23 protein-coding genes, 4 pseudogenes and 1 riboswitch are annotated in these 25,113 nt (G+C 39.8%); of the genes and pseudogenes, 9 read left to right on the forward strand and 18 right to left on the reverse strand.

What is annotated here, in order from left to right; genetic code table 11:
• The first annotated feature begins 40 nt into the window (after positions 1-40).
• On the forward strand, positions 41-1,006 hold the full coding sequence (locus tag DXZ23_RS08870; RefSeq protein ID WP_017805693.1) for a LysR family transcriptional regulator: 966 nt from the start codon (positions 41-43) through the stop codon (positions 1,004-1,006).
• On the opposite strand, the gene sppA is transcribed toward DXZ23_RS08870, so the two are convergent.
• On the reverse strand, positions 984-2,846 hold the full coding sequence (gene sppA, locus DXZ23_RS08875; protein ID WP_017805694.1) for a signal peptide peptidase SppA: 1,863 nt from the start codon (positions 2,844-2,846) through the stop codon (positions 984-986). The two genes, DXZ23_RS08870 and sppA, sit on opposite strands and share 23 nt — an antisense overlap.
• 144 nt (positions 2,847-2,990) lie before the next feature.
• On the opposite strand from sppA, the gene DXZ23_RS08880 reads away from it, so the two are divergent.
• Positions 2,991-3,548 (forward strand): NAD(P)H nitroreductase, encoded by a 558-nt coding sequence (locus tag DXZ23_RS08880; protein WP_017805695.1) that lies wholly within the window; start codon positions 2,991-2,993, stop codon positions 3,546-3,548.
• A gap of 208 nt (positions 3,549-3,756) precedes the next feature.
• On the opposite strand, the gene DXZ23_RS08885 is transcribed toward DXZ23_RS08880, so the two are convergent.
• Both DXZ23_RS08885 and DXZ23_RS08890 read right to left on the reverse strand, forming a co-directional pair.
• Positions 3,757-4,626 (reverse strand): pirin family protein, encoded by an 870-nt coding sequence (locus DXZ23_RS08885; protein WP_017805696.1) that lies wholly within the window; start codon positions 4,624-4,626, stop codon positions 3,757-3,759.
• A gap of 69 nt (positions 4,627-4,695) precedes the next feature.
• Positions 4,696-4,935, reverse strand: a complete 240-nt coding sequence (locus DXZ23_RS08890) for a DUF896 domain-containing protein (protein ID WP_017805697.1) — start codon at positions 4,933-4,935, stop codon at positions 4,696-4,698.
• A gap of 98 nt (positions 4,936-5,033) precedes the next feature.
• On the opposite strand from DXZ23_RS08890, the gene DXZ23_RS08895 reads away from it, so the two are divergent.
• Entirely contained in the window at positions 5,034-5,915 is an 882-nt protein-coding gene (locus tag DXZ23_RS08895; RefSeq protein ID WP_017805698.1) for a LysR family transcriptional regulator, read from the forward strand.
• Between the two features lie 101 nt (positions 5,916-6,016).
• A complete protein-coding gene (locus tag DXZ23_RS08900; RefSeq protein WP_017805699.1) occupies positions 6,017-6,967 on the forward strand; it encodes a lactate/malate family dehydrogenase in 951 nt (316 codons plus the stop codon).
• 64 nt (positions 6,968-7,031) lie between these two features.
• On the opposite strand, the pseudogene DXZ23_RS08905 reads toward DXZ23_RS08900, so the two are convergent.
• The 11 genes and pseudogenes from DXZ23_RS08905 to DXZ23_RS08955 all read right to left on the reverse strand — a co-directional run.
• Positions 7,032-7,253, reverse strand: a pseudogene (locus tag DXZ23_RS08905) (transposase); the annotation flags it as partial.
• A gap of 11 nt (positions 7,254-7,264) precedes the next feature.
• The gene (locus DXZ23_RS08910; protein ID WP_017805306.1) at positions 7,265-7,915 is read right to left on the reverse strand and encodes an IS1595-like element ISHpa1 family transposase; all 651 of its coding nucleotides are present in this window, start codon (positions 7,913-7,915) and stop codon (positions 7,265-7,267) included.
• Between the two features lie 44 nt (positions 7,916-7,959).
• A pseudogene (locus tag DXZ23_RS08915) lies at positions 7,960-9,098 on the reverse strand (IS3 family transposase); the annotation flags it as partial.
• Between the two features lie 97 nt (positions 9,099-9,195).
• Positions 9,196-9,687: an acetolactate synthase small subunit gene (gene ilvN, locus DXZ23_RS08920; protein ID WP_017805703.1), complete on the reverse strand. Its 492-nt coding sequence runs from the start codon at positions 9,685-9,687 to the stop codon at positions 9,196-9,198.
• Entirely contained in the window at positions 9,687-11,405 is a 1,719-nt protein-coding gene (locus DXZ23_RS08925) for an acetolactate synthase 3 large subunit (protein ID WP_017805704.1), read from the reverse strand. The genes ilvN and DXZ23_RS08925 overlap by 1 nt, the downstream gene beginning before the upstream one ends.
• 780 nt (positions 11,406-12,185) lie before the next feature.
• Positions 12,186-12,836, reverse strand: a pseudogene (locus DXZ23_RS08935) (IS1595-like element ISHpa1 family transposase).
• Positions 12,837-12,874: 38 nt separating this feature from the next.
• Positions 12,875-13,810, reverse strand: a complete 936-nt coding sequence (locus DXZ23_RS08940) for a fimbrial protein (RefSeq protein ID WP_017805935.1) — start codon at positions 13,808-13,810, stop codon at positions 12,875-12,877.
• Between the two features lie 7 nt (positions 13,811-13,817).
• Positions 13,818-14,069, reverse strand: a complete 252-nt coding sequence (locus DXZ23_RS15915) for a FimD/PapC C-terminal domain-containing protein (RefSeq protein ID WP_256593733.1) — start codon at positions 14,067-14,069, stop codon at positions 13,818-13,820.
• Positions 14,070-14,090: 21 nt separating this feature from the next.
• Positions 14,091-16,313: pseudogene (locus DXZ23_RS08945) on the reverse strand (fimbria/pilus outer membrane usher protein); the annotation flags it as partial.
• Between the two features lie 39 nt (positions 16,314-16,352).
• Positions 16,353-17,048, reverse strand: coding sequence for a fimbrial biogenesis chaperone (locus tag DXZ23_RS08950; protein ID WP_017805709.1), 696 nt, complete (start codon positions 17,046-17,048; stop codon positions 16,353-16,355).
• 77 nt (positions 17,049-17,125) lie between these two features.
• Positions 17,126-17,686, reverse strand: coding sequence for a fimbrial protein (locus tag DXZ23_RS08955; protein ID WP_017805710.1), 561 nt, complete (start codon positions 17,684-17,686; stop codon positions 17,126-17,128).
• A 16-nt stretch (positions 17,687-17,702) separates the two neighbouring features.
• Between DXZ23_RS08955 and DXZ23_RS15450 the strand changes: the two genes are divergently transcribed.
• Positions 17,703-17,852, forward strand: coding sequence for a hypothetical protein (locus DXZ23_RS15450; RefSeq protein ID WP_172457187.1), 150 nt, complete (start codon positions 17,703-17,705; stop codon positions 17,850-17,852).
• Positions 17,853-18,023: 171 nt separating this feature from the next.
• Here the strand turns inward: DXZ23_RS15450 and rplY are convergent, their stop codons facing one another.
• Positions 18,024-18,311 carry a 50S ribosomal protein L25 gene (gene rplY / locus DXZ23_RS08960; RefSeq protein ID WP_017805712.1) on the reverse strand — a complete coding sequence of 96 codons (288 nt, stop codon included), beginning with the start codon at positions 18,309-18,311 and terminating at the stop codon, positions 18,024-18,026.
• Positions 18,312-18,551: 240 nt separating this feature from the next.
• Between rplY and DXZ23_RS08970 the strand changes: the two genes are divergently transcribed.
• Entirely contained in the window at positions 18,552-19,160 is a 609-nt protein-coding gene (locus tag DXZ23_RS08970) for a DedA family protein (protein ID WP_017805714.1), read from the forward strand.
• Positions 19,161-19,208: 48 nt separating this feature from the next.
• Here the strand turns inward: DXZ23_RS08970 and uvrC are convergent, their stop codons facing one another.
• The gene (uvrC, locus tag DXZ23_RS08975) at positions 19,209-21,041 is read right to left on the reverse strand and encodes an excinuclease ABC subunit UvrC (protein WP_017805715.1); all 1,833 of its coding nucleotides are present in this window, start codon (positions 21,039-21,041) and stop codon (positions 19,209-19,211) included.
• Between the two features lie 158 nt (positions 21,042-21,199).
• A riboswitch (TPP riboswitch) is annotated at positions 21,200-21,288 on the forward strand.
• A gap of 76 nt (positions 21,289-21,364) precedes the next feature.
• Here uvrC and DXZ23_RS08980 point away from each other — a divergent pair.
• The 3 genes from DXZ23_RS08980 to DXZ23_RS08990 are packed head-to-tail and all read left to right on the forward strand — an operon-like array spanning position 21,365 to position 23,786.
• Positions 21,365-22,078 carry an ABC transporter ATP-binding protein gene (locus tag DXZ23_RS08980; protein WP_035695912.1) on the forward strand — a complete coding sequence of 238 codons (714 nt, stop codon included), beginning with the start codon at positions 21,365-21,367 and terminating at the stop codon, positions 22,076-22,078.
• Entirely contained in the window at positions 22,078-22,833 is a 756-nt protein-coding gene (locus DXZ23_RS08985) for an ABC transporter permease (RefSeq protein ID WP_017805717.1), read from the forward strand. The genes DXZ23_RS08980 and DXZ23_RS08985 overlap by 1 nt, the downstream gene beginning before the upstream one ends.
• Positions 22,834-22,841: 8 nt before the next feature.
• On the forward strand, positions 22,842-23,786 hold the full coding sequence (locus DXZ23_RS08990; protein WP_017805718.1) for an ABC transporter substrate-binding protein: 945 nt from the start codon (positions 22,842-22,844) through the stop codon (positions 23,784-23,786).
• A gap of 288 nt (positions 23,787-24,074) precedes the next feature.
• On the opposite strand, the gene kdsB is transcribed toward DXZ23_RS08990, so the two are convergent.
• Together kdsB and DXZ23_RS09000 are read right to left on the reverse strand one after the other, a co-directional pair.
• A complete protein-coding gene (gene kdsB / locus DXZ23_RS08995) occupies positions 24,075-24,857 on the reverse strand; it encodes a 3-deoxy-manno-octulosonate cytidylyltransferase (protein ID WP_017805719.1) in 783 nt (260 codons plus the stop codon).
• Positions 24,854-25,036, reverse strand: coding sequence for a Trm112 family protein (locus DXZ23_RS09000; RefSeq protein WP_017805720.1), 183 nt, complete (start codon positions 25,034-25,036; stop codon positions 24,854-24,856). Before DXZ23_RS09000 ends, kdsB begins: the two co-directional genes overlap by 4 nt.
• Between the last annotated feature and the right edge of the window lie 77 nt (positions 25,037-25,113).

A 25,113-nucleotide genomic window follows, 5' to 3' on the forward strand; every position in this document is an offset into this window, starting at 1 on the left:
CGACGCATAGGTCAATCATTTTTTAAAAAAAGGAAGATAAATGGACAAACTCAATGCAATTTCAGTTTTTTGTAAAGTGGTGGAAACCAAAAGTTTCACCCAAACCGCGATGCAACAAAATATCTCTGTCGCGATGGCAAGCAAACTGGTTTCGCAACTTGAAGAACAGCTCAAAACCCGCCTTTTGCAACGCACTACCCGCACCATCGTACCAACAGAAGCGGGATTAATTTATTATCAACACTGTCAACCTATTTTATCAGAATTACAAGAAGCTGAAGCTAATATTAGTAATTTAGCTACAGCATTACAAGGAAAATTAAATATCTCTGTACCACGTGATTTTGGTTTACTTTATATCGCTCCTAACCTAGAGAAATTTCTAAAATACAACCCTAATTTACAAGTTGAAGTAGAATTCAGTGATCGAACCGTTGATTTAATTTCTGAAGGATTTGATTTGGCATTACGAATAGGAAATTTACAAGATAGCTCATTAATAGCACAAAAAATCGCCACCTTTTCAATGCATATAGTTGGGTCTCCTACTTATTTTGCTCAAAACGGTACCCCAAAAACTCTTGAAGAGTTATATCAACACAAAGTTTTACTTTATAAATCAAATAGTAACCAAAACTTTGGGGAGTTTACTAATGGAAAACGAATTACTCGCTTAAAGCTTCAAACTAATATGATTTGTAACAGTGGTCTCGCCCTTACTGAATTCGCAAAATCTGGGTTAGGAATCATAAATTCACCAAAATTTTTAATAGAAAATGAACTAAAATCAGGAGAGTTAATAGAAATATTGACTGAATATCCACAAAAAAATATTGATTTAAATATTGTCTATCCATACAGACGACACTTATCCGCGAAAATAAAGGCATTTATTAATTTTATTCGTCAATTACACTTAGAATGGTTTTTCAATAAAAAACCTATTCACAAAAATCCCCTTAAAAATAAAGGGGATTTTTATATTAATTCAAAATGCCACAATTAATACAATACAAATACTGTCCTTTAGGATCATTCAATAGTGAAAGCTGATTTAATTTCTTCTTTATTTCAAAAAATGAATTCGGCACACCTATTCCTTGTAATAGTTGGTACTGAACATCTTTTTTAAACCCTTTAAAGAATCCTCCTAAAATAGAATCATCTTCTTCTACAATCCATTCAACCCCTAACTTTATCTGTTTTTCTTGAGGTGATTTTGCATATACTAATTCTCTTGCTTTATCAACTGCTCGGTCAAAATCACCTAGTTCATCCACAAGTTTATGCTCTAAAGCTTCTTTTCCTAGCCATACTTGCCCTTGTGCTATTTTATCTACATCATTCTTATCAAGATGACGCCCTTTACTCACTAAAGAAAGGAACTTATCATAGCCGTATTCAATTTCTAATTGATGAATATCTGAATTCACTTTTGACAACTCTGCAAAAATCGATTGATTTGCTAACTCGGAAGTCGAAATACCATCTGAATTTATCCCTATTTCGCCTATTGATTTCTCAAATGTTGGAAAAATTGAAAAAATACCAATTGAGCCTGTTATCGTATCCGCATCAGCGAAAATATAATCTGCTGTACTCGCAATCCAATATCCTCCAGAAGCTGCCATTGCCCCCATAGACACAATCACGGGTTTTCCAGCCTGTTGCAAATGTACGATTTCTTGGCGAATTATTTCAGAAGCAAATGCACTACCGCCTGGACTATTTATTCGCATAATTACCGCTTTTACTTTATCATTATCATAAGCTCGGCGTAATAATTTTGCGATACTATCTCCACCAACACCATTTTCATCACTATTCCCATCAATAATTGTCCCTTCAATATTAACAACTGCAATATTATTAAGCCCCCCTGCCATACGATCTGGAAGGGATGATAAATAATCATCAAATGGCAATAATTTAGGTTGTTCCTTATGATTTTGACCAAAAAGCTCTATTAATGCTTTATTCAGTGTGAAACGATCGGCTATTTGACTAACAAATTTTCTTTGTTTAGCGTATATAGCTTGATCTCCATCTAATGCTCTTAACTGCTCAAAATATTTATCTACACTTGGTAGAACATCCTGTCTTGGAATTTGACGATTTTCAGCAATCATCATTTCATAATCTGCCCACATTAGACTTAACCAACGTTGTAGATTCCTTTTCGCCTCAAGCGACATATCATTACGTAAAAAAGGTTCTACTGCTGACTTATAAGTTCCTACGCGAAAAATATGTGGTGTTACTTTCAACTTATCGAGTAGGTCTTTGTAGTATAGATTTTGTACAGATAACCCTTTAATGTCCACACGCCCAATAGGGTTAAGATAAATTTCATCCGCATAACTTGCTAAAAGATATTGCTTTTGTGTATAGCTATCTGCATAAGCGATTACAGGCTTTCCACTTGCCTTAAACTCTGAAATAGCAGAACCAACATATTTTATTGCTGGCAGATCTGCCCCATCAAAATGATTTAAATCAAAAACTAACCCTTGAATACGCTCATCATTAGCCGCTTTTCTTATGGCATATACAATATCAAATGTCGAAATCTGACGTGGTATATCATATTTAGCATCAATTTCTTTTAATATATCACGTAAAGAATACTCCCCTCTATCATCAGCAAGATAACCGTCTAATTTGAAGAACAATGCCCCCTGTTCACCAAAAAGTTGAACCTTACTATCTTTATTGGGGTTCATTATTAAACCAGCAATAACAAATACAGCCATAAGAAAGAGCAAAAAGATAGCATTCATCACTAAATTACGAAGAAAATTTAGTCCCGACCAAAAAAATTTAAGTAACTTAAACAAAAATTTCATAACGCCCCTAAAAATAAATCATAAAGCAATATAATAACAGATTACACATTAAATGCGAATGATTATTTAATCATTTACCGTTAATTTTACTCTAACTGCGCTATAATTCCATCTAATTACTATAGATGACAGGATACCTTATTTATGGATGCCTTAACACTTCTTACATCTCGACGTTCTAATAAAAAACTCTATGCACCAGCCCCTAATAAAGTACAGCTAAAACAAATATTTCAAGCTGCAATGCATGTCCCCGATCACGGGAAATTACAACCCTATCACTTTGTGGTTATTGAAAATACGGGACTTACAACACTCAGCTCATTACTAAAATGTGCAGTAACAGAACTGAATTTAGGTGAAGATCGCTTGAAAAAAGCTGAAGAATTTGCCACACGAGCACCAATGATAATTGCCGTTGTCGCGAAAATCCAAAAAGATATTGCGAAAGTCCCAGTTTGGGAGCAAATGTTAACCGCAGGTGCAGCTTGTTATGCCATACAGTTAGCGGCAAACGCACAAGAGTTTGATAATATTTGGGTAACAGGCCCTTGGCTTGAAGGCAGTGCATTACGCGAAGCTTTAGGCTGTAAACAGGATGATAAAATTATCGCTTTTATTTTATTAGGAACAGCTAAAAATAAACTACTGAGAGAAACAAAAACTATCGATATAAATAAATTCATCAATTACTTAGAATAGAAAAATCAACAATTAACTAGGTTGTGCATACAAATATGGCTAGTTCTTTCGAACTAGCCATATTTCCTTTGACAGATTTGATAAACTTTTGAGCTTATAAAAAAAAGACCAATCGGCCATAGATTATAGCCATTTAAATTCAAAATAAATGAGGCTAGCTCTAAGATAAAAATGACTATAAATAAAACCGCTCTTTACTTTATCGCAATTAATGAATATCTCCAAACTCACCTTTATTAAACGCGTTGAATTTTTCGATTAATTCTTCGCGGGTGTTCATTACGAACGGGCCATAGGCCGCAATTGGCTCATCAATTGGCACACCACTGAGTAGCACCATTTTCACGTTTTCATCACCTGCGGTGATTTTAACTTCGCCGCTTTCGTGGTTGAAAATCACCAATTCTGTTGGGTTCGCACGGTCGCTGTCGTTGATCACGGCAGATCCGCGTAATGCTACCAACATTAAATGGTGGGTTTCTGGCACGTTAATGGTTACGCTATGGTTGGCTTTAATATCCATTTCCCACATATTTAACTCAGTAAAGGTGTGAGCTGGGCCTTTTACGCCGTCCAGTTCACCTGCAATAATGCGTGCTGTTCCTGCATTATCCGCAAAGTGATAAGTTGGAATATCTACCGCTTTAATGCTTTGATAACCCGCTGGGGCGTTTTTGTCTTTCGCAGGCAAATTTACCCAAAGTTGTAGCATTTCAAACATTCCGCCTGTGCGGCTGAAGTTTTCGCTATGGAACTCTTGGTGAACGATCCCATTTCCTGCGGTCATCCATTGTACATCGCCTGCACCGATTACGCCGCCGTTGCCATCGCTATCACGGTGTTCTACTTCACCTTGCAATGCAATTGTGACGGTTTCAAATCCTGCGTGTGGATGTGCCCCTACACCGCGTGGTGCACCGTTATGAGGTTTAAACTCCATTGGCATTGCGTAATCTAGCATTAAAAACGGGCTAGTTACTTTATCCTGTTGGCTATGTGAAAATAAAGGTGATACATAAAAGCCACCGCCCACCCAATGTTTTTGTGGTGCTTGATATACTCGATTTACTGTACGCATAATTTTTTCTCCTAAATTTGATCAATTCTGTTTTTTGTGATGCCCTGAATATTCAGGGCGGTTAGTTCATTAACAAGTGGCAACTTGCATTCCACTACGTTGTGCTTCACGCAATTTCGTTGGGGTAACATCATTGCCATCTGGATCAACCACGCTTACGGTGGATAAAATATTGGTTAATTGTCCATGGATTGCTGCTAAATAACGCTGACGTAACGCACTACGCTCATTTAATTCAGCTTCAGAAAGTGCGGTAACTTTTGCTTTACGTGCTAATTCGTTAATTCTATCTAATTCCAAAATACGCATTTTCTTTCTCCTAAACTGTTTGCTTATTTCTTGTGGCGTAGTTTATACTTGTTCCATATAGTGAACAATAGTCAAATTTGAAACAAAAGGTTCTATTTATGCGACAAATCGATCTCAATGATATGCGTTTTTTTGTTACCGTGATCCAATCTGGTAGCCTAACCCACGCGGCTGAACAGCTAAACGTGCCGAAATCTCGCTTAAGCCGCCGTTTGACAGAATTAGAAAACCAACTAGGCAGCAAACTGCTCGATCGCAATCGTAATGGGGTACGTTTAAATGATCTGGGTGAACATTTTTATCAACACGCTTTAATTGCGGTGGAAGCGGCAGAAAGTGCGGTGAATTCTGTGGCAGATTGCTTAGCCACGCCCCGAGGGTTACTGCGTATTTCCGTTTCCAGTGAAATTTTGCGTTATTGGCTCACGCCCCATTTATCGCACTATTTACAGCAACACCCTGACGTTGAGCTGAATATTACAATGGAAAACCGCCGCGCGAATTTATTGCAAGAAGGCGTGGATATTGCCTTACGCATTGGTGAGCTTGATCTTGATGATGTGGTTGCCAAACATTTATTAGATATTGATTCTGGGGTTTACGCTTCACCTCATTATTTAAAGGCAAATGGCACGCCACTCACCCCACAAGAACTGAAAAACCACCGCTTGCTGCATAAAAGTGATGGCAAAAATTGGCTTTTCAAGCAGGGCAATCAACGGGAATTAATTCAAGGGAAAAAAGCCTTACAAGCCAATGATGCTTCAGTGTTGGCGCAACTTGTTGAAGATAGCTACGGGATTGCCCTGTTGCCTGAGCTTTCAGGCTTAATTCAACCTCATTGGCAAAAATTATTACCCGATTGGCAAATGGAAAGCGTGCCTTTATATGCCATTTATTATAAAAATCGCGGGCTTGCGCCAACGGTGCGAACATTTGTTAATTTTTTGAGCGAAGTAGCAAAAAATTCGCCAAAATAACACCGCACTTTCTATTCAGGCGTTGAGCAAGGGAAACAGATAAAGTAAGATTAACGCCCTTTTGAAAACAACTTAACTTATAACAAATACAGGAAAACACAATGAAAGTATCCATTATCGGTGCAGGTGCTGTGGGCGTGGGCATTTGTAATTATCTTCTGACAATGGGCGAATGCCAAGAAGTAGTCTTGGTGGATCTCAACAAAGAACGCACTCGTGGCGAACAGTTAGATTTCAGCCATACTAGCGCATTAACCTTCGCCAAAAACACCAAAATTATTTCCGGTGAATATGAAGATACCCGTGATAGCGATGCGGTGGTGATCACCGCTGGCGCACAAATTAAAGTGGGACAAGATCGCTTAGAAATTGGTCATATCAATGCGAAAATCACCGTGGAGATTGCCCGTCAATTAGAACGTTATACACCCAATGCGATTATCATTGTGGTTACCAATCCTTGTGATATTCTCACCCACTTCATTATTCGTAATACGAACTTCCCAGCACACCGTGTAATTAGCGCAGGTTGTGTGGTGGATACGGCGCGAATGATGAAAATTATTGCCGATAAAGTAAAAATCGATCCGAAAAACGTGTTCGGTTATGTGATGGGCGAACACGGCGCCAATAGTTTTATTCCTTGGAGTATCGTAAATATCGCAGGGCAAAAAATCGATGATTTTTGCCAGCAAAACGATGTGCCGATGCTCGATCCACAAGAGCTACTCAAAGCCACCAAAGCCATTGGTTTGGAAGTATTCAGCTTAAAACTCAACACCAACCACGCCATTGCGGCGAGCGTGTTCCGCATTATTCGCGCCATTAGCATTAATGAATATTCTGTCTTGCCCGTTGGCACAATGCTCAACGGCGAATACGGCTTAAACGATGTGGTGGTGAACGTGCCAATGGTCATCAGTAGCAAAGGCGTAGAACGTATTTTGAAATACAAACTGCCAGCCGATGAGCTAGAACAACTTCACCAATGCGCCAAAGCCTTACGCCAAGTGGTTGAGCAAGTGGCAGAAAGCACAGGGTTGAAGTGTTAATAATGGATCAATAATATTGATTAAAAAAGTGCGGAAAAAAGTGATCTGCCCCCAAAAAGTTAGACTATATTCTAATTTCATTCAAGGACTGAGTTCTGTATTCCACAGGGCTTAGTCCTTTGAGCTTCACTTGAATACACTCATTGTTGTAGTAATGAATGTACTCGTGAATCACTTTTTCAAGCTGTTCAAAGGTTTCAAACCGCTTGCCAAAGTAACATTCCGTCTTCAATCGCCCGAAAAAGCTTTCCATCGCACCATTATCAAGGCAATTGCCTTTGGGGCTGTCCTAGATAACTAGACTAAACTCCCTTTAACCAATTGTTTTAAAATAGAAATTTGACTTTTTATGTTGCTGTAATTAAAACGCCATTCACATTCCTTTAAATAAAGCTCAAAATGCGCTTTTGGGATACCATTAAATTTGCGTAAATGGCGTTTTGCTTGGCTCCAAAAATTCTCAATTCCGTTAATGTGGTTATGATTTTCAGCAAAATGTGTGCTGTGATTGATACGAAAATGACTAAATTCACTCACATCAAGCACGTCATAACTACGATAATTATCGGTGTAAACAATACTATCAGGCTTTACCTGCTCCCGAATAATGGGTAACAAGGTGGCAGATTGCGTATTTGGAACCGCAACGGTATAAACCTTGCCATTGCGCTTGAGAAGCCCGAATACCGCAATTTTCCCTGCCGCACCACGACCACGTTTGCCTTTGCGAGCACCGCCAAAATAACTTTCATCGGCTTCAATTTCACCTTCAAACATCTCTAAGTGAAGGCTGTTTTGATAGATGAGTTGGCGTAAACGATGAAAGTAATATGCGGCAGTCGTTTTGTTTACATTGACTAACTCTGCTGCTGTCCTTGCAGTAACACCTGCAACAAATAGCTCAATGAGTTTATTTTGTTTGTGCTGACTTAGACGACTTTTTCTCATTGGTTCATTCTAACCTAAATAGATTTTTTAGTTGTTATCTAGGACAGCCCCTTGCCTTTTCTCGACATACTTTGCGTAATACCGTGTTTTTTCAATATCTCCCGATAACCCATCATTTGATACTGCCATCCTTGGTCGGAATGCAGTATCGGTTTTTCCCCCGCTAATCGGTTCACCGCCTGGGTCAGCATTCTGGTTATCTGCTCAAAATTCGGACTTCTCGCCACATCATAAGCAATAATTTCGTTATTAAACAAGTCTTTAATCGGCGATAAATACACTTTGCCTTCCGCACATTTGAACTCGGTGATATCCGTTACCCACTTCTCATTCGGCATCGTTGCCGTAAAATCCCGTTGCAACAGATTATCGGCAATGTGTCCCACTTTGCCTTGGTAAGAACGATATTTTTTCTGCTTACTTTTTCCTTTTAACCCCAAACGTTGCATTATCGCTTGCCCCCTTTTGTGGTTGATAATCAAGTATTTCCTTAATTCCAAGGTAATTCGACGATAACCATAATTTTCGTCATTTTTGCGATAAATTTCCTCTATTTTCTGTGAAATCGCTACATTTTTATCCGACTTTGGCTTGAGATGATAAAAGAACGAACTGCGTGCCAATCCGATTAGCCTGAGTAACAATTCCAACGGGAAACGCGAGCGTAAGGCATTTACGATGACGGCTTTTTCTGCATTTTTTGTTGGTTGAGTTCCTGCAACTTTTTTAGCATTGCATTCTCCGCTTCTAATTCCAAAATTCGGTAACGCAAGCGTTCTTCTTCTGTTTTGGGCGTTGGTGGCATTTTAGGTGAGTTGAGTTTCATACTTGGACGACCTTTAGGTTTGAGTAATAACCCATCTATACCTTGTTTTTCAAAGCGTTGCAACCATTGACTAATTATCCCTGAACTGGGGATATCAAAGCGAAAGCAGGCGGCTTCAGCGGAGCACTGGCCTTTTTTGATAGCTTGAATAACCTTTAATTTAAACTCAACAGAATAACATCGTTTTTTACCTAACACAGCTAATCCATTGATTCCATTATGATTAAATTTCGCAATCCAACGTGCTAACGTGCTTTGGGGAAGCTGAAAATACTGGCGAGTAAGCGAACGGTTTTTTCCATTTTGATGATAAAAGTCGAGCACTTGTTGTTTGAAACGTTGAGTATATTTAGTCATAAAAAATCTGCACCTTAATCAGTTGGTTATTTAGTCCAACTTTTGGGGTGCAGATCAAACCACCGCACTTTATTTTTACTGCTTTGCTACTCTATTCCTACAAACAATTTTTCTCGCCACGTGAAAGGCTGATTAAGCCTGAACGAACAATTTCAATCAGTGAACTTTCTTCTTTTAATGCTTTCACAAAAGCATCAAGTTTGTCTTTCGTTCCCACTAATTGAATAGTGTAGGATTTGGTGGTTACGTCCACAATTTGCCCACGGAAGATTTCTGCCAAGCGTTTTAACTCATCACGGGAACTGCCTTGTGCACGCACTTTCACCAACATCACTTCGCGTTCAACGTGTTCACAATCGCTTAGGCTTATTACTTTAAACACGTCCACTAGCTTATGTAGTTGCTTTTCAATTTGCTCTAACACTTGCTCATCGCCGTAAGCTTCGATAGTCATACGCGAAAGCGTAGGATCATCAGTGGGAGCAACCGTTAGGCTTTCAATATTAAAGGCACGTTGAGAGAATAAGCCCACTACGCGGGATAACGCCCCCGATTCATTTTCTAATAACACTGATAAAATTCTACGCATTAGGCTTTCTCCGGTTTAGTTAAAATCATTTCATTCATCGCACCGCCACGCACTTGCATTGGATAAACGTGTTCGGTTTCATCCACTTTAATATCAACAAACACTAATTTATCTTTAATAGCAAAAGCCTGTGCCAGTTTTTCTTCCAATTCTTCAGGGTGATCAATTTGAATGCCGACGTGTCCATAAGATTCGGCTAATTTCACAAAATCAGGCAGTGAATCCATATATGAGTGCGAATGACGCCCTGAATAAATTAAATCCTGCCATTGTTTCACCATTCCTAAGAAACGGTTATTAAGGCTGATGATCACTACAGGAATGCCGTATTGTTGTGCAGTGGAAAGTTCTTGAATATTCATTTGAATACTGCCGTCCCCCGTTACACACACCACCGTTGCCTCTGGGTGAGCCAGTTTCACGCCTAACGCAGCCGGCAAGCCAAAGCCCATTGTGCCAAGCCCGCCTGAGTTAATCCAATGGCGAGGCTGATCAAAAGGATAATGCAACGCTGCAAACATTTGATGCTGTCCCACATCAGATGCCACATAAGCCTGACCTTTGGTTAAACGGTAAACTGTTTCGATCACTTGCTGGGGTTTAATCACGCCACTATTGCGATCAAAATCCAAGCATTTTACTGCTTTCCATTCATCAATTTGTTTCCACCAATCACTCAGATCCGCTTGAGATTTGGCTAAGTTATCTTCTTCCAATAAAGCTAACATTTCATTTAACACATTTTCTGCACTGCCCACAATCGGGATCGCCGCTGGCACATTTTTAGAAATGGACGTTGGATCAATATCAATATGCACCACCTTGGCATTCGGGCAATATTTTTCCAAATTATTGGTGGTGCGATCATCAAAACGCACGCCAATAGCAAAGATCAAATCACTGTGGTGCATTGCATTATTCGCTTCGTATGTGCCGTGCATTCCTAACATTCCTAAGAACTGTTTATCCGTGCTTGGAAATGCACCTAGCCCCATTAAGGAAGAGGTAACAGGTAGATTTAATTGTTTCGCAAATTGGTGAATTTGTTCACTACAGTTTGCCGTGATCGCCCCACCACCAATGAAAAGCACGGGCTTTTTCACCACCAATAAGGCTTTCAACGCTTTTTTGATCTGCCCTTTATGCCCTTGCACTGTCGGGTTATAAGAACGCAAGCTGATTTCTTGCGGATAGGTATAAGTATATTTATTAGCTGGATTTACCACATCTTTCGGTAAATCAATCACCACAGGCCCTGGGCGACCTGTGGAGGCAATATAAAAGGCTTTTTTGATAATTTCAGGCAAATCTTCTGCTCGCTTTACTAAAAAGCTGTGTTTCACCACAGGACGAGAGATCCCCATCATATCGCATTCTTGGAACGCATCACTACCGATTAAGCCAGACATTACCTGCCCTGAAATTACAACCAGAGGGACAGAATCCATATACGCGGTGGCAATACCAGTAATCGCATTGGTTGCCCCCGGCCCTGATGTGACTAACACGCAGCCCACTTCCCCAGTGGCACGAGCATAGCCGTCAGCCATATGCACTGCCGCTTGTTCGTGGCGTACCAAAATATGCTCAATGCCGCCTAATGTGTGGATAGCATCATAAATATCCAATACCGAGCCACCGGGGTAGCCAAAGACAAATTTTACGCCCTGATCACGCAAAGATTGCACAACCATTTCCGCACCTGATAATTTTTTCATTGTTACCTCGTAAAAATTTGCGGAATTTGCGCCGCACTTTTGTTTTTTAATTAACGATGAGTATTTGTAACGGATTCAGAATGGCTTGTCTAGCAAGATTTAAGTAAAAATAGCGGCAATTTTTAGGATATATGGGGTAGTAACAATATTTGCATAAAGTAAAGGAAAAAAATTTGGGGTAAAAAATTGCGGGAGGGCTTGTGGTTATTGGGATTGTTACGGTTGGGGCGTTGGTTTTATGCAAAATAAGAAAATGGGCAGAAATGGTGGAAAATGGGTAAAAATTGGATTATTTTTTGCATAAAAGTGATCGGGTTTTAGGTAGCTTTTGAAAGATGTTTAAAACAAGTTTAAAAAATCTAAAAATGACAATAAAGACTAGGCAAGGCGATTTCAGGTGAAATCGCCTTTATTTTTTGGTTAAATTTATGGTCTTTGATGCGTTTAGGTGAAATCTGGCTTATTTTTGTGAGGATTATGCCTAAAAATCACGATAGCCACGCACTACTTGCCCAATAACGATAAGGCTATTTGCTTCTTCTGCTTCCAGCTTTAATAGGCGGTATGTTGGGTTATCGCTGATTAGCTCTACTCCATCATAGGTTAGCTATGTTTTTTCTCACTTTATCATCTGTGAGAACTACACAGTAAATTTATTTAACTGTGTAGTTAGTGCCAATTTCTTATAAAGTAAACAGAATACATAAATGATAATATAATCAATATGTTGTAAACTTTATGTGTTTTTCTCAGGATTTCTTTTGGGGCTGTCCTAGATAACTAGACTAAACTCCCTTTAACCAATTGTTTTAAAATAGAAATTTGACTTTTTATGTTGCTGTAATTAAAACGCCATTCACATTCCTTTAAATAAAGCTCAAAATGCGCTTTTGGGATACCATTAAATTTGCGTAAATGGCGTTTTGCTTGGCTTCAAAAATTCTCAATTCCGTTAATGTGGTTATGATTTTCAGCAAAATGTGTGCTGTGATTGATACGAAAATGACTAAATTCACTCACATCAAGCACGTCATAACTACGATAATTATCGGTGTAAACAATACTATCAGGCTTTACCTGCTCCCGAATAATGGGTAACAAGGTGGCAGATTGCGTATTTGGAACCGCAACGGTATAAACCTTGCCATTGCGCTTGAGAAGCCCGAATACCGCAATTTTCCCTGCCGCACCACGACCACGTTTGCCTTTGCGAGCACCGCCAAAATAACTTTCATCGGCTTCAATTTCACCTTCAAACATCTCTAAGTGAAGGCTGTTTTGATAGATGAGTTGGCATAAACGATGAAAGTAATATGCGGCAGTCGTTTTGTTTACATTGACTAACTCTGCTGCTGTCCTTGCAGTAACACCTGCAACAAATAGCTCAATGAGTTTATTTTGTTTGTGCTGACTTAGACGACTTTTTCTCATTGGTTCATTCTAACCTAAATAGATTTTTTAGTTGTTATCTAGGACAGCCCCTTATTTTTAGGTAAGTTATTAAATTTTAGAAACTGCCCATCTTCACTGTCTTTTATTTTCATTCCGATATCCCGAATGATTGTATTATTACGCTGTGTTACCAGAAAATCCTTTTCTATTTGGGTTGGAACCAATCCATCTGCAAAGCTAATATAGGCACTATTCGCTTTTGCTAAGTTACAATCTAGCTTAATATTAAAGTTTCCTCCCTTAACTAAACTATTTGTTGGCTCGAGATCTTTGAGCAAGACTGTTCTTAGATTAACTATTTGTTGCTGATCAACAATCGTACAAGTTCGATTAAGTGAAAAATCAATTGATTTATTTACCTTTACCCGAAAGGCAGTAAATTTATTATGAAACTGAGCTTGATCAGAAAAATTTCCTCGTATGTTAGTATTTCTACAAAACATTGTCATTATCATTATCTTATTATCAGGTGAAATAGTTTGTTCCGACATTTTATAATAAACATCATCTTTTAATGTCAGCTTCACATTAAAATAAATATGACTAAATCCCCAATTTCCTTTCACAAGCTGACCAAGTTCTGTGCCTTCAATTTCTCGTGTATCCACAAATAATGTAGTATCAAAATAGGAATCTAAACTACCGCTATAAGGATGAAATTTAACCTCCACATAATGCCATCCTCCATAATCTGCATTCGTATTATTACAAAGCTGTTTAAAAGGAACCCTACCACTCAAATAAATTGCTCCCGTATTGCCTTGTGGGTTTGGTGTCCCAACAAAAATATCTGAAATGGTATTTTCTACCATACTATTTGGCCTATTAAATCTATCACTGGGAACACCAATCGCTATACCATCAACATAAATCGTTCCCGAGGCAAAAACGTTTTTTATTCCCCACAACATAAAAAAGAATAACCAGCAACCATATACAATAATTTTTTTCATATTTTCCTCAATAAAATTGGCATTGAATAGGGACAACAATCGGTTTGTCATCTTTCATTTTTGGTACTTGATAATCTGCAATACAACGTTTTTCTCCCCAATGTATATTTAATTTCCCTGTGCGAGGGATACCTCGACTGTAAATCTTGCCCCCCTGAGCCACAATTCCTACAGGATTATTTTCTTGATCAAATACTTCCGTTCCCATAGGTGGAAAACTCTCATTATTTTGAATTTCAAAATAAACCACTGTCCCCACCTTTGTAGCAAAATTAACGAGTACTGCCTGATTGGCTTTTGGAATAATTTGCTGTTCTGTTGCACTAAGTTCAACATTATCTGGCAATGACTCTAGCCCAATATGGTTGATGCTATAAGGTGTTGCATAAGGCACAATGCCATTACCAAAATAATCAATTTGGTTACCTATAGAACCACTAATTTTTGCTCCTCTCGCCCCATCAGCGTGAATAATTGCAAAGGTATCACCAAGATCGTTAGCGAGAGTAATGCCTTTAGGATGAGCCACTACAGCCCCAGACATACCAAGTGAAACCTGCGTTCCCCCCTGATTATTACGGCTATAAGATCCATTTAAACGCGCAAAGAATGTTGAATAGCTATTATTGATAGAAATACTTTGTGTTTCTTTGCCCTCTTGCTTAGTGCGACTAAACGAAACACCATAGTTATAATTACGTTCTTCCCCTATAGTGCCAGATAGTGAGGTGTGACTTGTCATTGCATTATTTTCACCCAAATTTAAAGTTTGCGACACATAGACATCACTATCATTTCCCAAAGACATAGATAAACTTAAATAAAAGCGACGTTCACGTTGATTAAGACTGTTCTGAGTTTGTGAAATAGAAAAATTGTAATTAAGTCGTTTAAAACGATTACCATAACCAAATTGAAATTCATTTTGCTTACGATTTGATCCCCAATAGCTATAACGGCTCACAGAGAAGTACGCACTTCCCCATTTCTCATTAAAAATTTGATTAATAGCAAGCTATAGATGATTTTTAGGTCGATAACTATTATTCTCCGTCATAACACGTACAGAGGATTTATCAGGGCTATTAGAAAAGATCACATCTTGTAAACCATAATAATTACGTGAAAGGTAACGATAATTTGCCAACGTTACATTGGTGTTTGTTGGTTCAAATTTTGTGTTATAACTAAAAGAAACGTTATAACCTCGATATCGCTGTTGCAACTGGGTAAAATAGGCATTTGAAAAGGTCGCATTGGCAGCAAACGCCCCGATAGCACTATTTAATGCCACACCAATCAATTCTGAATGATAATTTTTCGCTAACGTTGTTCCCAAATTGAGCGTAATAAAATTATTTAAACCATATTGCCAACTACCTTGTGCCACATTCTCTTTAAAAATATGATTTGCATAACGATAGCGGCCTACAGCTAATTGATAACGGCTATAACCGGGACGAAGAAGCTGAGCTGTAGCCGTATAAGGTACACTAAAGGTTTGTTTTTTCCCATTAGATTCCAAAACCTCAACTTGCAAGTCTCCTCCATAACCAGTAGGAAACAAATCATCAATCTCAAAGGCTCCCGCAGGCACATTCACTTCACGCAATAACGTACCATTTTGTGTAACTTTGACAACAGCATTACTGTTTGCCACCCCTCGAATAGTAGGAGCATAACCTCGAATTGATGTTGCTAACATTCGGTCATCTGAAGACAATTGCACCCCACGAATAGCGATACTATCCATTAATACACCATTTGTATAAAAATCGCCGATAATGAATTGTCCACGTAATGCAGCAATTTCTCGTTGAGCATAGGTTGAAATAGATTGATAAGGAGCTTTCTTTTGCTCTGCCCAGCTCATTGATCCTCGATGACGAATTGACCACCCAAGCAAATTTACCCCCGCATTTAACCCCAAATAGATTTGTTGAGAATGTTGATCTCCATACTGGTAGCGATAATAATTTGCGTCATAACGTACAAAAGCAACGGGGGTTCCTTGTTGCCATTGCAAAGGTGAAATATAGCCACGAGGGCGTTGCATAATAAATGCCTGTGGAATATCTACATCTAAACGTAGCTCGCCAAAATCAAAATGACTTTTAGCAACGGTTACTCGCTCATCAAATGCGGGACAATCCCCCTCAAAACGCTTAGTAGAAAAAGCCGTTTCTTTCAAATCTAGCAGGTTTAGTAAGTTTGAATCTGCACAAAGCACCACATTATTTTGACCTTGAAGCTGAACAAATTGGAGTTCTGTTCGACCTCGTAATTTATTATTAAGATATACATCTGCAATATAACGTCCTGCTGGCACAGGATTACCATAATTAAAGCGAGAAAGATCAACAGATTGCGTATCTTGATTCTGATACAAAAGCAATGGTTCAAACTCGGCATATTCGCCAGCATAGGCAAAAGAAAAACTCTGCAGTAGCAACAGCGAAAGTAAACTCGGTTTAAAACGAGATTGTAAGTGCGGTTTAATCATTCTCACTTCCTTAATTTTCTAGTTAAATAGGTAATAAACTTAATTTAAGGTGAGATTGCCACTGGTTTTACCGCCATAATCATTAATCGCATTCCAATTCAGTATTGTTTTGCCTGAAAATTTGCGATTAAGCGAAAGCTTCTCTTGAGAAAACGGACTTAACATCACCGCTTCAATTTTTTGTTTAGCTTTACCTTGCGTTAATTCAATCGTGCTGTAATTAATGTAATAGGATGTCGGGTTATTCACCAATAACTGATTTCCTTTAATCGTCCACTGCACTTTTTCATAAGCATCAAAAGGCGATAAACTTAACCCAATTGGACGGAAAAATAGCTTCAAACGAGAACGTAACGCAATTTGCAGATAGTTTTGTTCGCTGTTTTTAGGATTTGGTGGAATATCAAGCAAATTAAAATAAAAGAGAGATTCCCTATCATTCGGTAAAGGTTCTCCCGTATAGCTGACTCTTAAAATTTGCCCTTTTTTTCCATCAATACGAGCTAAAGGAGGCGTTATCACAAAAGGCGTTTTAATTTTTTCAGGAGCAAGATTAGGATCACCATTGTCAATCCAAGCCTGCACTAATGCAGGATTTTCTCCGACATTCGTTAATTGAACGGTAATACTACTTTGATTTGCAGGATAAATCACTCGCGTTCCTGTAATCACAACATTAGCAAAACAAGGAAAAGCGAATAAGCCAATGATGAGTAAAAGAAATTTTTTAAGCATAGAGTTAATCATTAGTTATGAGAGAAAAATCGGGCAATATTGCCCGATAAATAAAAAGCAAAATAAACCGTGATTTATTATTGGTAGGCAATCATATATTTCACAACGCCTTTTACTTTACCTGCCGTTGATTGTCCTTCTGCATAATAACGAGCGAGATAGGAAAGAGTTGCCTTACCGCCTGAAATTGAATCTTCAGCAACTCCTTGTCCACTAACATCTTTGGTAATATCAATTGCACTACCATCTAAATTTGCTAATTGAATAGTTACATTACCTGCTTTAGAACCACTAGAATCTTGGTTAATTAAACGTCCATTAGCACTCACATTTGTTTCATTGTTATAGAAATAAGTTCTTACCGTGCCTGTATTAGGAGAACAATCCTTAAGTTTAATGGTAAAAGTAGTATCTCCCGCAGTTTGTCCTTGAGAAGCTAAAAGTGATTTAGACACTTTTGGTAATGTTACAGTTACATCTGCCCCACTCGTACCTTCCACAGTACAAGTAGCATCAACTACTTCACCATTAATGGTTACCGTTCCCACAGCACCACCATTATTCGTTTCGGCAAACGCCATATTTGAAGCAAAAGCCAAGCTCGAGGCGATTAAAGTGACAAGTTTAAGTTTTTTCATTGAAAAATCCTCTTAAATGAAAGAAATAAGTAAAAAGGAATGCTATTTATACCAATTTCGGGGGGGGGGGGGGGGGCAAGAGATTTTTATGTTTTTTTGCGATAAAGAAGGGATTTTTATAAAAAATGTCAGTTTTTATACAAAAGAAAATAGCTTAACTCATTAAAAATAACTTCATTTTCACCAAATCGCCGTGATTGGTAAAGCTAAAATAGCCCCATATTACTTCTGATAATTTAATGAAAATTAGATAAAAAAAATCTGCATCTTAGTTAAGAAAATAAATTCAGCCTAAGATACAGATAAATTAAATATAATTTAATTCTGATACCAAAAATTATACGCGTTTGAAATCAACGTGAACCAATTTTGGTTTGAATGGGTGGCGTTGCATTGCTTGCACTTTTACTGCCACTTCTTTTCCATCGATCACAAGAGTAATTACCTCAGAATAAAAAGTCTCGTGAACTTGTGCATTATTCACCTCATCGTGTCTTAAGGTAATTGAAATAGGTTCCTCTTTCCCACCATAAACAATCGCAGGGATTTGCCCATTATGACGCAGGCGGCGGCTCGCACCCTTACCTTGCGTAGTACGCACTTCAGCGTTAAATTTGAATGACATAATTGTATTCTCTTAATATAAAAGTTAATCGAAAAAATTGCAGGCGACCCAGCAATTCCACAAAATCAAGCTTAAAGAAAACTTTAAGACGGCGAATTATAATAAATATGTCAATATAAGGCAAATGGAAATCCCTTTGTTTCTATACTTATATATTTTTAATGGCTATTTTCACAAAAAAAGTTACAATAATCAGAATGTTGAACTTCAATTCTCTAACAAAATCAATGCGGATTTGATATGGAATTTTTAATTAACTTTTTTACTGACTATGGTTATTTAGCTGTTTTATTTGTTTTAATTATCTGTGGCTTTGGTGTGCCAATCCCCGAGGATATCACGCTTGTTTCAGGGGGAGTAATTTCTGGTTTAGGCTACACAAATCCACATATTATGCTGATAGTCAGTATGTTTGGCGTATTACTTGGTGATAGCACTATGTATTGGTTGGGGCGTATTTATGGCGTAAAAATTCTACGTTTCCGTCCAATCCGCAAAATCCTCACATTAAAGCGTCTGCAAATGGTGCGTTCCCAGTTTGATAAATATGGCAACCGTGTTCTATTCACGGCACGTTTTTTGCCTGGACTTAGAGCCCCTATTTATATGGTTTCAGGCATTACCCGTCGTGTCAGTTTTATCCGCTTTGTGTTTATTGATTTCTGTGCTGCCATTATTTCTGTCCCTATTTGGGTTTATCTTGGGCATTTTGGTGCGAGCAATTTAGAGTGGTTACACGCCCAAATTCAAAAAGGACAACTCGTTATTTATCTCATCATTGCAAGTATTGCACTATTTCTCTTTTGGAAATGGAAAAAAAGTCGAACCAAAAAGACAGCGCAAGAATAATCTCAATATTACCGCTTTATAGAGCGGTAATACTATGATGAAAATTTTTTAATCCCCTCGCATTGTTTCAAAAATTTTTTCTGCAAGAGATTGAGAAATGCTAGGAACAGATGCAATTTCATCAAGGCTCGCTTTTTTCACGCCTTGCATTCCACCAAGGTATTTCAATAGGGCTTGACGACGTTTAGCCCCCACCCCTTCAATGGTTTCTAATCCACTTTGGGTGAAGGCTTTTTGCCGTTTTTTGCGGTGTCCGCTAATGGCGTGATTATGACTTTCGTCACGGATATGCTGAATTAAATGCAAGGCAAGGCTATCCGGCGGTAAATTAATTTCGCGATCTTGCTTGCTGATGATAAGTGTTTCTAGGCCTGCACGGCGATCCACACCCTTCGCCACACCAATTAAGTGCGGTCGTTTTTTGTCCCATTTTACCTTGAGCTGTTGGAACACTTGCAAGGCACGGTTAAGCTGTCCTTTGCCGCCGTCAATGAAAATCACATCGGGGATTTTTTCTGGCTCAAGATCTTTATCGTAACGCTTTAACAAAGCTTGTTCCATTGCCGCATAATCATCGCCGCCCGTGATGCCCGTAATATTAAAACGGCGATAATCGGATTTTAGCGGCCCATCTTGATTAAACACCACGCAAGAAGCGATGGTTTGTTCACCCATTGTGTGGCTGATGTCAAAACATTCCATTCGTTGGATTTTTTCAATGCCGAGCAAATCTTGCAACGCTTGATAACGTTCATTAATCAGCGTGGATTGTTTCAGTTGAGTAACCAACGCCGCTTGAACGTTCATTTGTGCCAATTGCAAATACTTACTTTTTTCCCCTTTGGCACTGTCTTGAATCTGCACTTTTCGCCCCGCTTGCTCTGATAACAGGCTTTCTAGCTGGGCTTTTTCCGCGAGTTTGTGATCCACAATAATGCTGTTCGGCACGCTTCGCCCTTGATGAGCCTGTAAATAAAACTGTCCGACAAAGGTGGCGGTGAGTTCAGATAAATCCGTATTGGCTGGCACTTTTGGAAAATAACTACGGTTGCCCAAAATCTTGCCTTGTCGAATAAACAGCACTTGTACGCAAGCGATGCCCAGTTGGTAGGCAATGGCGATAATATCAATATCATCAAGACGATCATTGCTGACGAATTGTTTTTCGATCACCGCTCGCACAGCTTGAATTTGATCACGAATGTGTGCCGCCTCTTCAAAATTTAACCCTTGGCTCGCTTGTTCCATTTTGGCGACAAGGTGATCCAGCACTTGTTGATCCTTGCCTTGCAAAAAAAGACGAGCGAAATTCACTTGCTGTTGGTAATCCTCATCAGAAATATAGCCCGCTACACAAGGGGCGGAGCAACGCTCAATTTGATATTGCAAACAAGGGCGTGAGCGGTTGCGATACACCGAGTTTTCACATTGTCGCACGGGGAATAATTTTTGTAATAATGACAGAGTTTCCCGCACCGCCCCCACATTGGGATAAGGTCCAAAATATTCCCCCTGAATTTTCTTACTACCACGGTAAGCGGTAATTCTGGGGTGGCGTTCTTTGGTGAGAAGAATGTAGGGGTAAGATTTATCATCACGCAACAATACGTTATAACGCGGCTGGTAGGTTTTGATGTAGTTATGCTCGAGTAGCAAGGCTTCCGTTTCGCTTGAAGTGATGGTGGTTTCAATGCGATGAATCGCAGCCACTAAGGCTTCCGTTTTTTTGCTCGATACATTGCGACGGAAATAGCTCGACAGGCGTTTTTTTAAATCTTTCGCTTTGCCCACATAGATCACCTGATCCTTTGCGTCATACATTCGATAGACACCGGGCGATTGCGGCACATTAGCCAGAAATTGTTTAGGGTTAAAAGTCATTTTTCTTTGCGTAGCGTTCAATAATGGCGGCTAACATACACCATTTCAGCGGGATTTTCATCAATTTCATTTTTTCATTCGCGAAAACCAATGTTCAAAACTGTGATCGCTATCACGGTTTTATTTTTGCATTGCAAACGGTTTTTTTATACACTGAGGAACATTAGTCGGGGTGCTGTTAAGCTGAGATGATACCCGTGAACCTGATACAGTTAATACTGACGTAGGAAACTAACAATGCAAAATACTTATTCTTTTTTCTCCATTCTTCCCTCGCCATTTCCTTATTGTGTTCCCTTTTTTAACCTGATGCGTTAAAAATGATGAATGCGATTGAAATTCGTGATCTCGGTTTGCATTTCGATAATCAACCGCTGTTTGAGCATTTCCATTTTTCTGTGAAACAAGGGGAATGGGTGGCATTATTGGGTGCGTCGGGCATCGGGAAATCCACCTTATTGCGAGCCATTGCAGGGCTAGAAACCCAAGCCATTTCGGCGGGTCGCATTCAGTGTCAAGGTAAAGTCGCGTGGCTCGCTCAGCAAGATAGTCTTTATCCTTGGCTGTCCATTTTGGATAATGTGCAGCTCTACCAACATTTAACCCAATGCAAAACAAAAAATAGCGAAAAAAAAGCCCGCACTTTATTAAGTGCGGTCAAAATGGAAGCACATTTACACAAACCTTGCTACCAACTTTCTGGCGGGCAACGCCAACGTGTCGCCTTGGCTCGCACTCTAATGCAAGAGGCGGACATTATTTTAATGGACGAGCCATTCTCCGCCCTAGATGCGGTAACTCGCTTGCAATTACAACAACTTTCTCACCAACTGTTGGGCGATAAAACCGTGCTGCTGATTACGCACGATCCGCAAGAAGCCCTGTTTTTAGCGGATAAAATTTATATTTTACATCAGCAACCCGTGCAACTTTCTCCGCCAATTATCCCGCAAGGTCAGCCACCAAGACGCTTTGAACAACAAGCCCTTTGGCAATTACAACAATCTTTATTCGAACAATTAATGGAGCGTGATTAATGTTTTGTTACAAAGATCTTGTGCGATTTTTCGCGATCACTCTTTGCTTTGCCCTGTGTTGGCAAGGGGCAATCACCCTTTTTCACATTCCACATTATTTGCTCCCCGATCCCATTTCAGTAACGCAAGAATTGACTTCGCAATGGGCATTATTATTTTTGCACGCCAAAGTTACCCTGTGGGAAATAGTATTAGGCTTGGTGCTGGGCTTTCTCTTTGGGTTAAGTTCTGCCCTTTTGCTGGCTTCCTCCGCCACCCTATCCGCCTTTTTATTGCCGATCTTCATCGCCTCACAAGCTATTCCTGTGTTCGCCATCGCCCCGTTGCTCGTTTTATGGTTCGGCTATGGCATTGCGTCAAAAATCGCAATGACCATTTTGATTATTTACTTTCCCGTTACCGCTGCCTGTTACGACGGCTTACGCAACACGCCGAAACAATGGCTGGAGCAAGCACAATCTTTCGGGATCAGCTCTTGGCAACAGCTCTTCCGCGTACGCTTACCCGCCGCTCTGCCTGCTCTCGCTTCAGGCTTACGCATCGCCGTTACCGTTGCACCGATTGGAGCGATTGTGGGGGAATGGGTCGGCTCATCACAAGGCTTGGGCTATTTAATGTTACAAGCCAATGCACACGTTCAAATTAGTTTAATGTTTGCGGCGTTATTTATTCTGATCGCCATCGCATTATTGCTGTATTTCGCGGTAGATCGGTTTTTACGCCGTGCTATCCCTTGGGCATCGCATTTACGTTAGGAGAAAAAATGAAAAAACTATGCCATTTACTCAACTTTATTTTAGCCTTCACCCTCAGTGCAACCGCACAGAGCAAAGAAAAACTGACCTTATTGCTTGATTGGTTTGTCAATCCCGATCACGCTGCCATTATCGTGGCACAGCAAAAAGGCTTTTTTGCTGCCAATGATTTAGAGGTGGAAATCGTTGAACCAGCCGATCCCTCAATGCCACCGAAGCTCATCGCTGCTGGGCAAGCGGATTTAGCCGTAGATTATCAACCGCAATTACAAGTGCAAGTCGCCGAAGGGTTGCCTTTAGTGCGTGTCGGCACGCTGATTTCCACCCCACTCAATAGCCTTGTGGTGCTAGAAAGTAGCAATATTCAGCAACTCAGCGATCTGAAAGGCAAAAAAATCGGCTATTCCGTCAGTGGCTTTGAAGATGCCTTGTTGAAAGCAATGCTTAATTCGGTGCAACTTTCTTTGTCTGATGTGGAATTGGTGAATGTAAATTGGTCTTTATCGCCCGCTTTGTTTAGCGGTCAAGTGGACGCGGTGATCGGGGCTTTCCGCAATTTTGAGCTTAATCAAATGGATATGGAGAAAAAACCAGGACGTGCTTTTTACCCCGAAGAACACAGCGTGCCGTTGTATGACGAGTTAATTCTCATCGCCAATAAAAACCGCCTTTCACCGCAAAAACTGCGTGCTTTTTTGACCGCACTTGAACAGGCAACGGTGTATGTGTTAAATCACCCAGAGCAAAGCTGGCAAGCCTTTATCAGCTACAAACCTAAAGATCTGGATAACGAACTCAACCGCTTAGCTTGGCGAGATACCCTGCCTCGCTTAGTCTTACGCCCAAGTGCGTTGGATAATGTTCGCTATGAAAAAATGGCAACATTTATGCAACAACAAGGCTTAATCAAACAAGTGCCAAAATTAGCAGACTACGCCATTCAAGTGGAGTAAACAAAAACAGGCGAAAAAACCACCGCACTTTTATTGCCTTGCACGGGGGACGAGGGTTATTAGCCCCATTCAGTTAAAGCAGAAAATCGCAACGAGGCTCAGAGAAATAAACGCCATATAATCCATATGGCGTATTTTGACTATTTCATTTTACTAAACCGTGCGAGGTGAATTTATCCCAAACTCTGCGAGAACAAAAAGAGCTACAAAGTGGCTCTGATAAATAAACGCCATACTGCTCATTTGGCATTGCATAACGCTATACAGATTATTCAGCGTATCATAACGCTACGCAGAAAAATCTATCGCAAAAATTGACCGCACTTTTTCCAGATCTTCAGGCGTATCCACGCCAACAGTGGGGATTTCTTTGGCGATGTCGATATGAATTTTTTCCCCATACCACAACACTCTAAGTTGTTCTAAAGATTCGATATTTTCCAACGCGGTAGGCTGCCATTGGGTATATTGTTTGATAAACCCTGCTCGGTAGGCATAGATCCCAATATGGCGTAAATACGGAGTTTGCAAGGTTAGTTGCGTTTTTTGTGCGTCCGATAAGCCCGCAAACTGGTCGCGATTCCAAGGGATCGCCGCTCGGGAAAAATACAGCACGCTGCCCGTTTTATCTGCCACCACTTTCACCACGTTCGGGTTAAACAACTCTTCCGCCTCATTTAATGGCACAGCAAGGGTTGCCATTTTTACCCCATTATTTGCCAGATTATCTGCCACTTGTTGCACGATCACAGGTGGGATCAAGGGCTCATCACCTTGAATATTCACCACAATTTCATCATCGGGCAGGGCTAATTTTTCCACCACTTCGGCTAAACGCTCAGTCCCTGAGTTGTGGCTAGCAGAGGTCATACAGACTTCGCCACCAAAGGCACGCACGGCATCAGCAACCGCGTTATTATCTGTCGCCACCACCACACGATTTGCTCCCGATTGTTTTGCTCGTTGCCAAACGTGAGCAATCATTGGCTTGCCCGCGATCTCAGCCAATGGCTTGCCAGGTAAACGGCTAGAAGCAAAGCGGGCGGGAATAATTACACTAAATGCGGTCATTGTGCGTTCTCCGTAGGGTTTAAGGGAATGGCTCGCTCGGCTAATAAAACGGGAATGCCGTTTTCGATGGGATATGCCACTTGTTTAAAAGTGCAAATTAACTGGTTGTTTTCTTTATGATATTTCAAGCGTCCTTGACAAATTGGGCAGGCTAAAATATCAAGTAATTTTTCATTCATTATTCTTTCCTTTTCGCTATTTTTCCTTTTCACAATTTTCACCGAAGCAATCAAATGAAATGCTGGCAAGTGAAAGT

It is taken from the genome of Avibacterium paragallinarum (assembly GCF_900450705.1).
Lineage (GTDB): Bacteria > Pseudomonadota > Gammaproteobacteria > Enterobacterales > Pasteurellaceae > Avibacterium > Avibacterium paragallinarum.